17 protein-coding genes are annotated in these 14,407 nt (G+C 42.8%); 13 read left to right on the top strand and 4 right to left on the bottom strand.

Features of this window, described 5'->3' with window-relative positions:
• Positions 1–5 precede the first annotated feature (5 nt).
• From NSQ11_RS15135 to yunB, 3 genes are all read left to right on the top strand, one after another.
• Positions 6–1,379 (top strand): bifunctional UDP-sugar hydrolase/5'-nucleotidase, encoded by a 1,374-nt coding sequence (locus tag NSQ11_RS15135; protein WP_156060714.1) that lies wholly within the window; start codon positions 6–8, stop codon positions 1,377–1,379.
• A 67-nt stretch (positions 1,380–1,446) separates the two neighbouring features.
• The gene (locus tag NSQ11_RS15130) at positions 1,447–1,752 is read left to right on the top strand and encodes a DUF1805 domain-containing protein (RefSeq protein WP_156060716.1); all 306 of its coding nucleotides are present in this window, start codon (positions 1,447–1,449) and stop codon (positions 1,750–1,752) included.
• Positions 1,753–1,821: 69 nt separating this feature from the next.
• Positions 1,822–2,592, top strand: coding sequence for a sporulation protein YunB (yunB, locus tag NSQ11_RS15125; RefSeq protein WP_017367991.1), 771 nt, complete (start codon positions 1,822–1,824; stop codon positions 2,590–2,592).
• Positions 2,593–2,670: 78 nt separating this feature from the next.
• Here yunB and NSQ11_RS15120 read toward each other — a convergent pair whose 3' ends face one another.
• Positions 2,671–3,135, bottom strand: coding sequence for a DUF2691 family protein (locus NSQ11_RS15120; protein WP_342501147.1), 465 nt, complete (start codon positions 3,133–3,135; stop codon positions 2,671–2,673).
• Positions 3,136–3,360: 225 nt separating this feature from the next.
• Here NSQ11_RS15120 and NSQ11_RS15115 point away from each other — a divergent pair, with 225 nt between their 5' ends.
• A complete protein-coding gene (locus tag NSQ11_RS15115) occupies positions 3,361–3,591 on the top strand; it encodes a hypothetical protein (protein ID WP_048002535.1) in 231 nt (76 codons plus the stop codon).
• 70 nt (positions 3,592–3,661) lie between these two features.
• Here NSQ11_RS15115 and NSQ11_RS15110 read toward each other — a convergent pair whose 3' ends face one another.
• Positions 3,662–4,606: a M23 family metallopeptidase gene (locus NSQ11_RS15110; RefSeq protein ID WP_234805353.1), complete on the bottom strand. Its 945-nt coding sequence runs from the start codon at positions 4,604–4,606 to the stop codon at positions 3,662–3,664.
• Positions 4,607–4,917: 311 nt separating this feature from the next.
• Between NSQ11_RS15110 and lipA the strand changes: the two genes are divergently transcribed.
• On the top strand, positions 4,918–5,814 hold the full coding sequence (gene lipA / locus NSQ11_RS15105; protein WP_008360456.1) for a lipoyl synthase: 897 nt from the start codon (positions 4,918–4,920) through the stop codon (positions 5,812–5,814).
• Between the two features lie 39 nt (positions 5,815–5,853).
• Here lipA and NSQ11_RS15100 read toward each other — a convergent pair whose 3' ends face one another.
• Positions 5,854–6,489, bottom strand: coding sequence for a YhcN/YlaJ family sporulation lipoprotein (locus NSQ11_RS15100; protein WP_007500413.1), 636 nt, complete (start codon positions 6,487–6,489; stop codon positions 5,854–5,856).
• 120 nt (positions 6,490–6,609) lie between these two features.
• Between NSQ11_RS15100 and NSQ11_RS15095 the strand changes: the two genes are divergently transcribed.
• The 3 genes from NSQ11_RS15095 to NSQ11_RS15085 are packed head-to-tail and all read left to right on the top strand — an operon-like array spanning position 6,610 to position 8,130.
• Positions 6,610–6,885 (top strand): YutD-like domain-containing protein, encoded by a 276-nt coding sequence (locus NSQ11_RS15095; protein ID WP_008346837.1) that lies wholly within the window; start codon positions 6,610–6,612, stop codon positions 6,883–6,885.
• A gap of 18 nt (positions 6,886–6,903) precedes the next feature.
• Positions 6,904–7,338: a DUF86 domain-containing protein gene (locus NSQ11_RS15090; RefSeq protein WP_017367989.1), complete on the top strand. Its 435-nt coding sequence runs from the start codon at positions 6,904–6,906 to the stop codon at positions 7,336–7,338.
• 21 nt (positions 7,339–7,359) lie between these two features.
• On the top strand, positions 7,360–8,130 hold the full coding sequence (locus NSQ11_RS15085; protein ID WP_008346835.1) for a TIGR01457 family HAD-type hydrolase: 771 nt from the start codon (positions 7,360–7,362) through the stop codon (positions 8,128–8,130).
• A 42-nt stretch (positions 8,131–8,172) separates the two neighbouring features.
• Here the strand turns inward: NSQ11_RS15085 and NSQ11_RS15080 are convergent, their stop codons facing one another.
• Positions 8,173–8,673, bottom strand: a complete 501-nt coding sequence (locus NSQ11_RS15080; protein ID WP_024719755.1) for a phosphatidylglycerophosphatase A — start codon at positions 8,671–8,673, stop codon at positions 8,173–8,175.
• A gap of 113 nt (positions 8,674–8,786) precedes the next feature.
• Between NSQ11_RS15080 and yutH the strand changes: the two genes are divergently transcribed.
• The 5 genes from yutH (at position 8,787) to thrB (ending at position 14,384) form a co-directional block, all read left to right on the top strand.
• On the top strand, positions 8,787–9,827 hold the full coding sequence (gene yutH / locus NSQ11_RS15075) for a spore coat putative kinase YutH (protein WP_007500419.1): 1,041 nt from the start codon (positions 8,787–8,789) through the stop codon (positions 9,825–9,827).
• Positions 9,828–9,901: 74 nt separating this feature from the next.
• A complete protein-coding gene (locus tag NSQ11_RS15070) occupies positions 9,902–10,870 on the top strand; it encodes a D-glycerate dehydrogenase (RefSeq protein ID WP_342501146.1) in 969 nt (322 codons plus the stop codon).
• Between the two features lie 222 nt (positions 10,871–11,092).
• Entirely contained in the window at positions 11,093–12,394 is a 1,302-nt protein-coding gene (locus tag NSQ11_RS15065; RefSeq protein ID WP_342501145.1) for a homoserine dehydrogenase, read from the top strand.
• On the top strand, positions 12,394–13,455 hold the full coding sequence (gene thrC, locus NSQ11_RS15060) for a threonine synthase (RefSeq protein ID WP_039963831.1): 1,062 nt from the start codon (positions 12,394–12,396) through the stop codon (positions 13,453–13,455). The genes NSQ11_RS15065 and thrC overlap by 1 nt, the downstream gene beginning before the upstream one ends.
• A complete protein-coding gene (gene thrB, locus NSQ11_RS15055; RefSeq protein ID WP_007500423.1) occupies positions 13,452–14,384 on the top strand; it encodes a homoserine kinase in 933 nt (310 codons plus the stop codon). The genes thrC and thrB overlap by 4 nt, the downstream gene beginning before the upstream one ends.
• The last annotated feature ends 23 nt before the right edge of the window (positions 14,385–14,407 follow it).

Here is a 14,407-nt window from a genome sequence, read left to right as displayed (position 1 = left end):
TCAACATGCTGCAGAAGCTATGGTTATATCATACAAACGACTTGCATAGCCACTTTGAAAATTGGCCAAAAATCGCAGCTTATATTGAAGAAAAGCGTCAAGTTCACGATCAGATGCTCTTATTTGATATTGGCGATCATATGGATCGAGTAAACCTTGTATCAGAAGCGGATTATGGAAAAGTGAATGTCAAACTCCTCAATCAGCTTGGCTATGATGGCGTCACAATTGGTAATAATGAAGGCATTACGTTGCCTCATGAGCGGCTCGACCAATTGTACAAAGACGCGCAATTCCCGGTGATTTTATCTAATTTATTTGAAAAAGGCAAAAGACCATCGTGGGCAAAGCCTTATGAAGTGATCACGTTGAACAATGGACTGAAAATCGCCGTCTTAGGGGTGACCATTGCGTATACACCTGTCTATGAAAAGCTGGGCTGGGACATTACAGACCCATTTGAGAGCATACGGGAGATGCTGCAAGAAGTGAAAGGACAAGCCGATGTCATTGTTCTACTTTCTCATCTAGGCATCATCCATGATCGAGAGGTAGCTCATGACTTCCCGGAAATCGACATCATCTTAGGTTCACATACGCATCATCTTTTAGAACAGGGCGAGATGGATAATGGCGTTCTTCTTGCTTGTGCTGAAAAGTATGGGCATTATATTGGCTGTGTCGAGCTGACCATTGACACAGCGAGTTGCGAGCTCATCGAGAAAAAAGCGACGGTGCAATCAGTCGACCAGCTGATCAGTGAATCCGATGAAGCGATCACGACTTTACAGAAAGCAGAAAGACGAGCGAAGTCACTCATGCAGGAAAAAGTGACATCCATTAAATCAAAGCTCGAAACAAAGTGGTTTGATGACTCCCAGCTTCCGCAACTTTTAACAGATGCCATTAAAGAATGGTGCGAGGCAGATATCGGCATGATGAATGCAGGGATGGTGCTTGATTCATTAGAGGCTGGCATCGTCACTAGAGAAGACATTCACCGGATATGCCCGCACCCCATTAATCCAATCCGGGTGACGCTTACTGGGAAGCAATTGATCGAAACAGTTTCTCGTGGCTGTGAAGAAAAAATGGAACAACTGCGCATCAAAGGCTTTGGCTTTAGAGGCGAACTGATGGGGAAAATGCTATACAGCGGTTTGACTTATTCATTAGAAGAGGGCGAAACCAAACGAGTAAAAGAGGTCTATGTAAACGATCAACTCGTCAAAGAAGATGATTCCTATACGGTTGGCACAGTGGATATGTATACACTTGGTTCTCTTTTTCCTCATATACGTGACCATGAACACATCGAATATTTTATGCCGGAATTTTTACGTGATGTCCTGAGCTGGCGATTGAAGGACGCAAAGTGAAATCCGCTCCAGCCTAACAACACTTGCCCTCCCTTCACATAGATTGTGTTGAAGGGAGTGAAGGGATATGGTGAATTTAACACCTATTACAATTGATGGCCATTCCTTTACAGCCGTCACCGTCAAACTGCCAAAGACCAATTTCATGGCAGTGACAAATGAGAATGGTTATATTATGTGCGGTGCACTTGATGTCGGGCTCCTAAATGAAAAGCTTGCAGATAGAGGAATCATCGCAGGAAGAGCAGTCGGTGTAAGAACCATCGAGCAATTGCTGGATGCACCTTTAGAATCTGTGACATATGCCGCTGAGTCACTCGGCATTCATGCTGGCACAATTGGAAGAGATGCATTATTAAAAATGGTGAAATAAAATGTACAGATGATTCCTATCCCCCCGCCTGTCTGCATACACTTGTAATGGAGAAGGGGGGATTTTTTATTGAGATTGAACCGCCGTTATCGCCCCTATAAAAAGGGCCCTCTGCCATTTCGTTATGTCATGCTGCTTGCCGTATTATTTTTTGTGCTCTCAACTGTCATTAGCCTATTCTTCATCAATCGTTCCATTAAACCAACGTTGATTCACATTGCTGAACTAGAAACAGAACGAATCGCCAATCATCTCATCCAATATTCTGTTCAGGATTTTGCAGATGATCAGGAGAATATGAAGGATATGGTTGTGATGAATACAAGTGAGAACGGCAAAGTAACAACCATCGACTTCAATGCGCAAGCAACATCGAAAGCAATGGCTGACCTGTCACGTCACCTTCAAAAAAATCTAGAGGACATTGAAAAGGGGAATTTTCAAAAAGAGGCAAAAGAAGCATTAAAAGATCAAACAGATGGACATGACGGCATTATATATAACATTCCGCTTGGGCAAGCGTCCGGAAATGCACTTATCGCCAACCTAGGACCAAAAGTGCCTGTACGATTCAGTGTCATTGGTGACCCGCATACAGACGTTGAAAAAAACATCAAGCCATATGGCATTAACAATGCCTTGATTGATATTAGTGTGCTCATTGAGGTGAAGGTGAGAGTCATCATCCCATTCGCCTCAGAAACCATCGTCGTCAAAAATTCCGTGCCTGTCTCCATCCAAGCCGTTCAAGGAGACGTCCCAGATTATTATAATGGCAGCGGAACAAATTCAGGCGCTCCATCGATTGTTCTGCCAGAAAAAAAGGAGAAGAAAGAATAACAGCCCAATGGACGAATTGGGCTGTTTTTTTCATACGCTGTGATTGCATATAGTGTTTTTGTGATGAACGTTTTGTTGTTACGAAACAGACAGTCTTGTCCTTGCATCATTTTCATCGGTGATATAGGTCACGTCTTCAAATCCACATTCAACTGCATTCTTGTATAGCCATTCGAGTGTTCCCTTATTTTTGCAATAGATCGTAACATAGGAGCAATCGGCCACTAAAAGAACAAGCTCGCATTGGCTTTCAATAAATTCTTCATAGGTCTTAATATGAGACAATGTCCCTTTTGGATATGCTTGTAAATCGGCGAAAATCATATAATACATCTTGTTTTCAATGAGGTGTTTGAGTTCTATACCGTCCATTTCTGTTTTACCTTCAGGAAAAAGTTCTTCATCTTTTTCGCCATCAACTAGTATATTCGAGTCTTCGGTATCGATTCGCCAGCTGAATTTGGTGATGTCGATCGGTTTTAGCACTTCTCCAAGGAAGACTCCGTATTCATTTGGAATGGTAAAGGTCATTCCTCTTTTCAAAAAAACAACCCCCTAACTACTCTTTGTGAAGTAATCTTTCATTGGCTGCGATGCTTAGACTTATTTATGTGATCTGTTCATCTTATCCTAATTAACCACTTGATTCCATACGAATCGCGTGCCATGATAAATGTTCATTGTTTTCCTTTTTGAATAGTGTAGCTATCCTGAAGGCTGATTTTTCACGATCGTCAGTTATGAAAGTGAGAGGAGGATTTGATTGATATGAAGAAAATTCATGTAAGCGGATTTTGTTTTTTAGTATTTGCCATTGTATTTAGTGCTAAATATATGTCAGCATCGATATTATTAGCTGGGAGTGACAGTTTGAGTGTCGACTTATTTAGCGGGATGTTTGACATGATTCCACTTGAAGTAACAGTTGTGTATCTCCTTTTTTTCATCATGGGTATTCTTTTTTTAGTTTTAGGATTGAAAGAGAAGCATAAGCAGTAACAGTAGACAAGGTAATGTTGATACATATCAAAAGGAGAAGCAAGCGGTATCGCTAAACTTCTCCTTTTATTTATCGACGTTTCCGCTCGGCTCTTTCCCATGCCCTTAAATGAGGGTAAGGATCAAACGACCATTCAGTTCGTCCATTGTCTTTATACATGCCGTAATGAAGGTGTGGCGGGAATTTTCCTGCTGTGCCAGGTGGACCGTAACCGGAGCTTCCGACTGATCCGATGACTTGACCAGGTTCTACAATCTGCCCAGCTTTGAGTCCTTTTGCAAAGCCATTTAAGTGGGCAAAATAATGATAATGATTATGAATATCTCGAATGCCGATCCGCCAGCCGCCAAAGCGATTCCAGCCTTTCATTTCAATCACGCCGTACGATGTCGCACGAACAGGAAGACCGTAATGAGCAAAAAGATCAGTGCCCTCATGAATTCTTCTGCCTCCAAAGCCTCTCGCATCACCCCATGTACTCCTGTAGCTGTAGTCAGCGCCAACCGGAAGAGGAAACGCATGCTTTCCAAGGTCAAGATGGCCGTAATGCTGATAGAGCTTCATAAAAGATGAAATAATTCCAACGGTTTGATCACGTCCATAATAATCCCACAGCGCAATTTTTAATTGATCGATGCTGCTGCCGTAATGGAGCAAGTATTGAGCAAACGTGAACAGGACATCTTCATCGTTATCGATTTCCGCTTTTCCATCCCCATTTCCATCAAGCCCAATACCGTCGAACACTTTAATGCTTAATGGAGAGGTATCCTGCTTATTTGGATTTTCTGGTCCTATCCACATTTCCCGGGGAATGTAGATGCCAATCACACCTGTTTGTTTGGGTAAATCTCTTCTGCTTTTGCGTATATTGTGTTCATACTGATCAACCGCAGCAAGTACATACCACGGGACCTGTGTGGTGATGGCGATCTTTTCATACAGTGCCATTCGCTGTTTTAATTCATCAGGCTGTTTGTTTGCCCCTTGTGCATGGACTGATGCGGGAATCATTGAAAGAGCGATGATGATCGCTAAAACCACTTTCACAAACGTCCATCTCCTTTCTTCTACCGTTTAGTGTGGTTTGATCACGTTATTTCATAAGAAGAAAATGTTAGTAATTTTCTTCTGTTATTTTAGGAGTCTTTTGGGTATTTTTGCAGCTCATTCCCTTGTTGTTCAATCTGTACTATGTTAAAGTGTCTAAAGAAAAGGCCTTAGGCCGAAGATTCAATTTTTTGCGGCAACAGCTGCATCCATCGTATATAGCAGGAAGATGATTGTATATGCACCTTTAACGAATTCATATGGAGATGATGGAATTGGCAAAGAAGGAAGAGCACGTAAGAAAACCGGACTGGCTTAAAATTAAGCTGAATACGAATGAAAACTATACCGGTTTGAAAAAAATGATGCGGGAAAACAACCTGCATACCGTTTGTGAGGAAGCGAAATGTCCGAATATTCACGAATGCTGGGCAGTGAGAAGAACTGCTACATTTATGATCCTCGGATCTGTTTGTACGCGCGCATGCCGTTTCTGTGCGGTGAAAACCGGACTTCCTACTGAATTAGACTTGCAAGAGCCAGAACGCGTGGCAGATTCAGTGGCTTTGATGAATTTAAAGCACGCTGTTATAACAGCGGTTGCAAGGGATGACCAAAAAGATGGCGGAGCAGGTGTATTTGCTGAAACTGTTCGTGCCATTAGAAGAAAAAGTCCATTCACAACAATTGAAGTTCTCCCTTCAGACATGGGTGGCAATTATGATAATTTGAAAACGTTAATGGATACACGCCCTGATATTTTAAATCACAATATTGAAACAGTACGCAGGTTAACACCAAGAGTTCGTGCACGGGCTACATACGATCGTTCATTGGAATTCTTGCGTCGTGCAAAAGAAATGCAGCCTGACATTCCAACGAAATCAAGCATTATGATTGGACTTGGTGAAACGAAGGAAGAAATCATTGAAGTTATGGATGATCTTCTTGCCAATAACGTTGACATCATGGCAATTGGTCAGTATTTACAACCTTCGAAAAAGCATTTGAAAGTGCAAAAATATTACCATCCAGATGAGTTTGCAGAGCTGAAGGAAATTGCTATGTCTAAAGGCTTTAGCCACTGTGAAGCTGGACCGCTTGTCCGTTCTTCTTATCATGCAGACGAACAAGTAAACGAAGCGTCTAAGAAGCGTCAGGCGCAAGCATAACAAAGAAAACGCCAGAGCTCTCTGGCGTTTTTTCTCGTATTAATTTTGGCCGTAAGGTGCGTTTCGTCTCATGGTCCGATCGGAATTCGTCATGCCATTGGCATCTTCTTTCGTTGAAATATCTCCGCCTTGAGGAGAGTATTTCATTTGTTGAATCGTTTTTGTTAAAATTTGATCAAAATCACGTGAATTGGTTTGAAGACGTGAAAAATTGGCAATGGATTGAAAGTGCTCTGGGTTATCAGAGACGTACACATGATAATAACGAGGGAGAACAGAAACCGCTGTTTTTTTCACTTGATCGGCTGATTCATCTCGGTTTTTGTTGCCTGTTCGATACACAATGAGGGCATCCTCGTCTGTGACAAGTGTTGCTGCATCCTTTATATTTGGCAGCTGGATGGCTAAACTTGTAATCACGTGGGCAAGGTGCTCACGATTTAAAGCAGGGGTTCTTTCCTTTTGATCGGTTACTTGCTGGCGCTGATAACGAACATAGCCTGCTCGATTCGTATCTGCTTCTGGCATGTTGGAATTATTTCCTTCATGACGATCAGACAGGCGGATTGTCTTGCTGGAAGAATCTTCATCCACTTGCCGGTTCATGCCTGATTGAAAGCCGCACCCGCCTAAAAGCATGCATAGGAGAATAGTGGCTGTCAGTTGTTTCATCATAAATGTGACCTCCTTTTTTCTTTAGCTTCGGCTAAATCAGAAAAAACATGCTTTAGCAATTGATGGAGTTGTTCCAATGAATTATCATTAAAGATGGATCGTTTAAAAAGAGGTGAGAAGATGATCGTCATTCAGAATGCTACCTTTGATCTTGTCAGAGAAATCAAAGACGGCTTTGATGAGGAAGCGTTTAAAGCAAGGTACTCAGATATTTTAAATAAGTATGATTATATTGTGGGGGATTGGGGCTACAACCAGCTTAGGCTGAAGGGGTTTTTTGATGACCAAAACCAAAAGGCCACATTCGATACAAAAATCAGTACACTCGATGAATACATTTATGAATACTGTAATTTTGGCTGTGCCTATTTTGTCTTAAAGCGGATTAGAAAATAACGCAAAGGGGGCGTCATGATGTATTTCGTAGACAGAAAGAAGATTGAAGAGACATTACGTTTTTTTGAGGAGCAATATAATTTGATGCGCAGTCATCAAACATGGTCAAGCCCTTTAGAAAAAAAAGCGCTGGAACGAATTGTTCATTTGCTCGTCGAATGTATTCTTGATACAGGAAATGATATGATTGACGGCTTTATCATGCGGGACCCAGGAAGCTATGACGACATCATGGATATTCTTGTGGACGAAAAGGTTGTACCAACAGAAGAAGGCACTCACCTGAAAAAACTGGTCTCGTGCCGTAAAACACTTGTTCAGCAATACCAAGAAGTGGTTCATCACGATTTGTTGCAGGTCATCAGTGAGGTAGAACAGGCGCTGCAAGTCTTCCCGAATCGAATTCGCACTTACTTGGAGCAGGAGCTTGGACCAGTATCAGCGTTTAAATAAACCATTGGAGTTGTAAGCAGCATGAAATACAAAGGCTATTTAATTGATTTAGACGGGACGATGTATAAAGGAACAGAAAAGATTGAAGAGGCGGGGCAATTTGTTCACAAGTTAAATGAGTTGAACATCCCTTATTTGTTTGTCACGAATAACTCTTCACGCACACCGAAGCAAGTAGCAGAGAAACTGGTTTCATTCGATATTCCAGCAACGGAAGAACAAGTCTTTACAACAAGTATGGCGACGGCAAACTATATCGCAGAACAAAAGAAAGATGCCTCGGTGTATGTGATCGGAGAAGAAGGCATTCAGCAGGCCATCGAAGAAAAAGGCTTGTCGTTTGGTCAAGAAGACGCTGATTTCGTTGTCGTTGGAATAGACCGCGGTATTACATATGAAAAACTAGCAGTAGGAGCCATTGCGATCCGTCAAGGTGCACAATTTGTTTCAACAAATGGAGATATTGCCATTCCGACAGAAAGAGGGCTGTTACCTGGAAATGGATCGTTAACATCTGTGCTGACGGTTACAACAACAGTGCAGCCAACATTTATCGGAAAGCCAGAGTCTATCATTATGGAACAGGCCATGCGGGTGCTCGGGACAGATGTGTCAGAGACGCTCATGGTGGGCGATAATTATGATACCGATATTATGGCAGGGATGAATGCAGGGATGGATACACTGCTTGTCCATACAGGCGTCACGACAAAAGAGCTGCTTCAGAAATATGACAAACAGCCAACCTATGTCATTGATTCATTATCTGAGTGGATTGAACGATTATCTTAATGAAAAGAGGACAAGCGTGAGACGCACGTCCTCTTTTGTGTTTTATTCTGCATTTCTCGCACTATGTGCCAGTCTGCTTGATGCTGCCGCAGCAATAGCACCGACAATGTCATCTAAAAAGGTGTGGCATTCGCCTGAGGATTTATCGTTGAGTTTCCCAAGAATCCCTGGTTTTTCTTTATCGATATATCCGTAATTCGTAAAGCCGATGGAGCCATAAATATTAACGATGGCAAAGGATAAAATCTCATCAACCCCATATAGACTTTCATCTGTTTCAAGAATAGATTGCAGCGGTTCTGTCAGCTTTTTTTGCTCAGCGAGAACATCTAGCTCAACGCCTGTTAAGATGGCATTTTGGACTTCACGTTTTGCGATGACACGTTCCACATTGTGGATGCACTCTGTCATGTCTAAGCCAGGATGATATTTTTCCTGTAAAAAGAAGACAAGGTCTGCTATATCTTGAATGGTTACGCCTCGTTCTTGTAAACGGCGCCTCGCTGTTTTTTCTACTTCGTTCATCTCATGATGATGCGGCATGTTCCTCACCCAATCCTCGTAATTTGTCCACAACGTGTGAAAAAGCTTCGGATAGTAAATAGTATTCATAAATCCCTCAACCTGCGACTACGATATGATAAGAGACTGATTTTATGAACGCAGGTGAAATCATGAAAGAAACCATTTATCACACATTTGGTATTGATGTGCGTCAATTTATGCCATATGGCAGTTATCAGAGCTTTCAAACGGCGAAAGCTCTCTTCATCATTGTTCCCGTGTCTCATTTGCGAGAAGAAGAACTCACAGAGCTTTATCATATCAGTCAGTATTTACTGAATGACGGTGACCCATACGTTGCCGTGTTTGAATTAACAAACGAAGAGAAACCGACTTTTACCCATGGAAAAGAACTGTACGCTCTATTAAAGGCAGCACCGCGGGTTACAAGCCGCTCATTTCAGCACGCACCAGAGCTGGCGGCTTTTCATGTCAGAGGGAGAGGGTTTCCTTATGAGGTGTCTGAAACAAAACGTGTCGGAGCTTGGAAGGAATTATGGGCAAAACGGTTAGACCAGCTGGAAGGCTTTTGGATGCAGCAAATGCATCAAAAACCACTTGAACGATTTGAAAAGAAATTTATTGAATCCTTTCCGTATTATCTCGGATTAACGGAAAATGCCATTCAATATTTAGTGGATACAGAGCTTGATGATGAACCAAAAGAATGTGATTCAGGTACTGTTTGTCATCAGCGCTTTTCACGTATGACCTGGCCACATGAGCAGCCGCTTCGTTTACCTGTTGACTGGGTATTTGACCATCCAACAAGAGACATCGCAGAATATTTAAGAGAAACCTTTGTCCAGCATAAGGAGGATTTAATTGAAGAGGGATTCTCCTTTTTGCAGCAATATGAGCAGGTTACGCCTCTTTCATCATTTTCAAAGCGTCTGCTGTACAGCCGTCTTCTGTTTCCGCTTCATTATTTTGAAATTGTCGAAGGTTATTATATGTCAGGAGAAAATGAAAAATCTTATTATGAAGAACGATTAGATTATGTTTTAAATGATGCGAACCGCTACGAATATTTTCTCAAGGTGTTTCAAGAATTGAGTGCCATGCGCAGCGGTGGGCATCTCATTCCTCCTGTTGGATGGATTCATCAATCCGCTGATTTGAAGTTTCAGTGAACAGACGAAACGTCTCTTTTCTCTTGAGGCGTTTTTCGTTATGCTTAAAGAAATCAACCAAAGGAGTGTTCTTCTTGACGAAACCTTATGTCTATATCACAAGAAAGCTTGATGAAACAACACTTACACCATTAAAAGAAGTCGCTCATATTGACATGTGGACGAGCGAGGATGAGCCGTGTCCAAGAGAAGAGTTAGAAAAACAAGCGGCTCAAGCAGATGGGCTGCTCACGATGCTGTCAGATCAAGTAGATGAGGCACTTTTATCAAATGCTCCAAATCTAAAAGTGGTCGCGAATCTCGCGGTCGGCTATGACAATATTGATCTAAAGGCAGCTAAAAAGCACGGGATCACGGTATGTCATACACCGGACGTCTTAACAGAATCGACAGCTGATTTAGCCTTTGCGCTTTTGATGGCGTCAGCAAGACGAATTGTCGAAGCGAGTGATTGGATTAAGGATGGGAACTGGACAGGCTGGGGGCCGCTTCTTCTAGCCGGTGCTGATGTTCATCATAAAACGTTAGGGATTGTCGGAATGGGCAGTATTGGAACCGCACTGGCCAAGCGGGCAAAAGGTTTTGATATGAATGTTCTTTATCATAATCGTTCAAGAAAGCCAAAAGCAGAAGCGCAGCTAGGTGTGACCTATGCCGCATTTGATGAGCTACTTACGCAGTCTGATTTCATCGTTTGTTTGACGCCTTTAACGCCTGAAACGAAAGAAATGTTTAATAAGAAAGCATTTGAGCAGATGAAGAACACGGCTTACTTCATCAACGTTTCCAGAGGGCAGACGGTAGACGAAGAGGCTTTATATGATGCTGTCACGACAGGAAAAATTGCAGGAGCAGGTCTGGATGTATTTAGCAGGGAGCCTGTCAGTCCGGATCACCCGTTAACTACATTACCAAATGTGACAGTGCTTCCTCATATCGGAAGTGCGAGTGTTGAAACGAGAAAAAACATGATGCATTTATGTGCTGAAAATATTGCGCTTGTCCTGCAAAATCAGCAAGCCAAAACGCCAGTTCAGGCGTAATCTCAAGCTTCCCGGCTTCGGGAGCTTTTCTCACAAAAATATTTTGAAAATATAGAATCTTGATATAAATAGCTGTTAAGCGGTTTCATTCTCATATTCTCTTATTTTATTACCTTGTCAAAATGAGGATACCCCTTTATAATGTGTGTACATTGAATGTCTGTGTTAGGTTAACAAATGTCTTTTTAGAGAGGACATTTACGGAGAAAGGTGGAATTTCAGGTGAAGGCAATTCGAGTTGGACTACTAGGATTAGGAACAGTGGGGAGCGGTGTCGTTAAGATTATTCAAGATCATCAGGATAAATTAATGCACCAGATCGGCTGTCCGGTATTAATACAAAAAGTGCTTGTGAGCAATCCCGATAAAAAAAGAGATGTGGATGTGGCAAGAGAGGTCTTCACAACTGAAGTATACGATGTGATTCGAGATCCAGAGGTCGACGTCATTATTGAAGTGATGGGCGGCATTGAAGAGACAAAACAATATTTAATAGATGCACTAAATGAGAAGAAGCATGTCATTACAGCTAATAAGGATTTAATGGCGCTATATGGCACAGAGCTTTTACATGTAGCAAAAGAAAACGGCTGTGACCTTTACTATGAAGCGAGTGTCGCAGGTGGGATTCCGATTTTGCGTACACTAGAGGAAGGTTTAGCCTCTGACCGCATCACAAAAATGATGGGAATCGTGAACGGGACAACGAACTTTATTTTAACAAAAATGAATGTCGATAAAAGTGCGTATGAAGATGTATTAAAAGAAGCGCAGGATCTTGGCTTTGCAGAAGCAGATCCGACGGCGGACGTAGAAGGACTAGATGCGGCAAGAAAGATGGCCATCCTGGCAAGACTCGGCTTTTCCATGAATGTAGACTTAGAGGATGTGAAAGTGAAAGGCATCTCGGACATCTCGGATGAGGACATTAATTTCAGTAAACGTTTTGGCTATACAATGAAGCTGATTGGAATTGCCCAGCGGGACGGAGAGAAAGTGGAGGTCAGCGTACAGCCAACTTTACTTCCTGATCATCACCCGTTATCTTCCGTCAACAATGAATTTAATGCTGTCTATGTTTACGGAAGTGCTGTCGGAGAAACGATGTTTTACGGACCTGGAGCAGGCAGCCTGCCAACGGCAACAGCTGTTGTCTCTGATTTAGTCGCTGTTATGAAAAACATGCGTCTTGGTGTGAATGGCAGTGGATTTATTGCACCGCAATTTGAGAAGAAAATCAAATCATCATCCGAAGTATTTGCTCAGCAATTTTTAAGAATACATGTGAGAGATCAAGTCGGAGCTTTCTCCCGCATTACATCGATTTTTTCTGAAAGAGGCATCAGCTTTGAAAAGATCCTGCAGATTCCTGTCAAAGGGCATGATGAGCTGGCTGAAATTGTGATTATTACACATCAAACATCAGAAGAAGATTTCTCAAATATCCTGCAAACATTAAACGATCTCGACGTGGTGGTTCAAGTGAAGAGCACGTACCGAGTAGAAGGGAACGGTTTAAGCTGATGAAGTGGAATGGACTCATTGAAGAATTTCAAGAATTCTTACCAGTAAACGAACAAACACCTAAACTAACATTAAATGAAGGAAATACACCGCTGATTCATCTCGCAAAGCTATCTGAAAAGCTTGGGATTGAACTTCATGTGAAAACAGAAGGCGTCAACCCTACAGGTTCTTTTAAGGATCGCGGGATGGTCATGGCTGTCGCAAAGGCAAAAGAAGAAGGCAATGATACGATCATGTGTGCATCGACAGGGAATACGTCTGCAGCAGCGGCAGCTTATGCGGCGCGCGCTGATATGAAATGTATTGTCATCATTCCAGATGGAAAAATTGCCTTCGGTAAGCTGGCGCAGGCTGTCATGTACGGAGCAGAGATCATTGCCATTGACGGCAACTTTGATGACGCACTTAAAATTGTCCGTAGCATCTGTGAAAAAGCACCGATCGCACTTGTTAACTCCGTCAATCCATACCGAATTGAAGGACAAAAAACAGCGGCATTTGAAATCTGTGAGCAGCTAGGCTCCGCACCGGACGTACTGGCGATTCCTGTTGGAAATGCGGGGAATATTACAGCGTACTGGAAAGGCTTCAAAGAATATCATGAGAAAAAAGGCACTGCACTGCCAGTCATGCGTGGTTTTGAAGCAGAAGGAGCTGCAGCCATCGTTCGAAATGAAGTCATTGAGCAGCCAGAAACAGTCGCAACAGCCATTCGCATCGGAAACCCTGCAAGCTGGAAGCAAGCTGTAGCAGCGGCAGATGAATCAAACGGGAAAATTGATGAAGTGACAGATGAAGAAATTCTTCATGCCTATCAATTGATCGCACGTGAAGAAGGTGTCTTTGCAGAGCCAGGCTCTTGTGCATCAATTGCAGGTGTACTCAAACAAGTGAAATCTGGAGAAATTAAGCCAGGCAGTAAAGTCGTCGCAGTACTGACAGGAAACGGATTAAAAGATCCGAATACGGCGATTGATATTTCACACATCAAACCGGTCACACTGGATGCAGATGAAGATCAAATTCTTGAACATTTAGAAAAGGCCGCACGCGTATGAGTAACGCCTCCATGCTTTTTTCAATCACAGTACCGGGAAGCACTGCCAACTTAGGACCAGGCTTTGACTCAGTCGGAATGGCGCTCAGCCGCTATTTAAAGCTATCGGTCTATGACCATGATAGCTGGCTGTTTGAAGCAGAAACAGATGTTGTGTCTGGTATTCCATCAGGCACCGATAATCTGATCTACCAAACAGCTAAAAAGGTCGCAGATGACTTTGGAAAAACACTCCCGCCTGTTCATGTCAAAGTGTGGAGTGATATTCCATTAGCGAGGGGGCTGGGCAGCAGCGCTGCTGCCATTGTCGCCGCTATTGAGCTCGCCAATCAGTTGCTTGAATTAAAGATGACCGATGATCAGAAGCTCTTTTTTGCAAGTGAGGTAGAAGGTCATCCAGATAATGCGGGTGCCTCTTTATTCGGTGGTTTACTCATCGGTCTTCATGAAGAAGACAAGACACATGCCGTTAAAGTGCAGCATGTGGATGTAGATGTCGTCGTCGTGATTCCTTTTTATGAAGTGCTCACAAAGGATGCCCGTGATGTCCTGCCAGAGGATTTTTCCTATAAACAGGCCGTGAGTGCGAGTGCAGTGAGTAACGTCCTTGTCGCCGCCTTAATGACACAGAACTGGCCGCTTGTAGGGGAAATGATGAATAAAGATTTATTTCATCAGCCATACCGCACGATGCTTGTCCCAGAGCTATCAAAGGTGGAGCACGTTGCTTCATTAAAAGGCGCGTATGGAACGGCATTAAGCGGTGCTGGGCCGACTATTTTGACCTTAGTGGAAAAAGGGAAGGGAGAAGCGCTGAAAAAGCAGCTTGCCCAAAATTTCCCGCATTGTGAAGTGGATGTACTGACGGTGCCGGTAGAAGGTGTCGTCGTCGAGCATCATTCTGTGAATCAAATGAAGAACGTGCTGTGAAGACGCACGTTCTTTTTTTATCC

The organism is Bacillus sp. FSL W7-1582, assembly GCF_038593325.1.
GTDB lineage: Bacteria > Bacillota > Bacilli > Bacillales > Bacillaceae > Bacillus > Bacillus altitudinis.
Note: the sequence above shows the minus strand (reverse complement) of the source record. Positions and strands in the feature narration are given on the sequence as shown.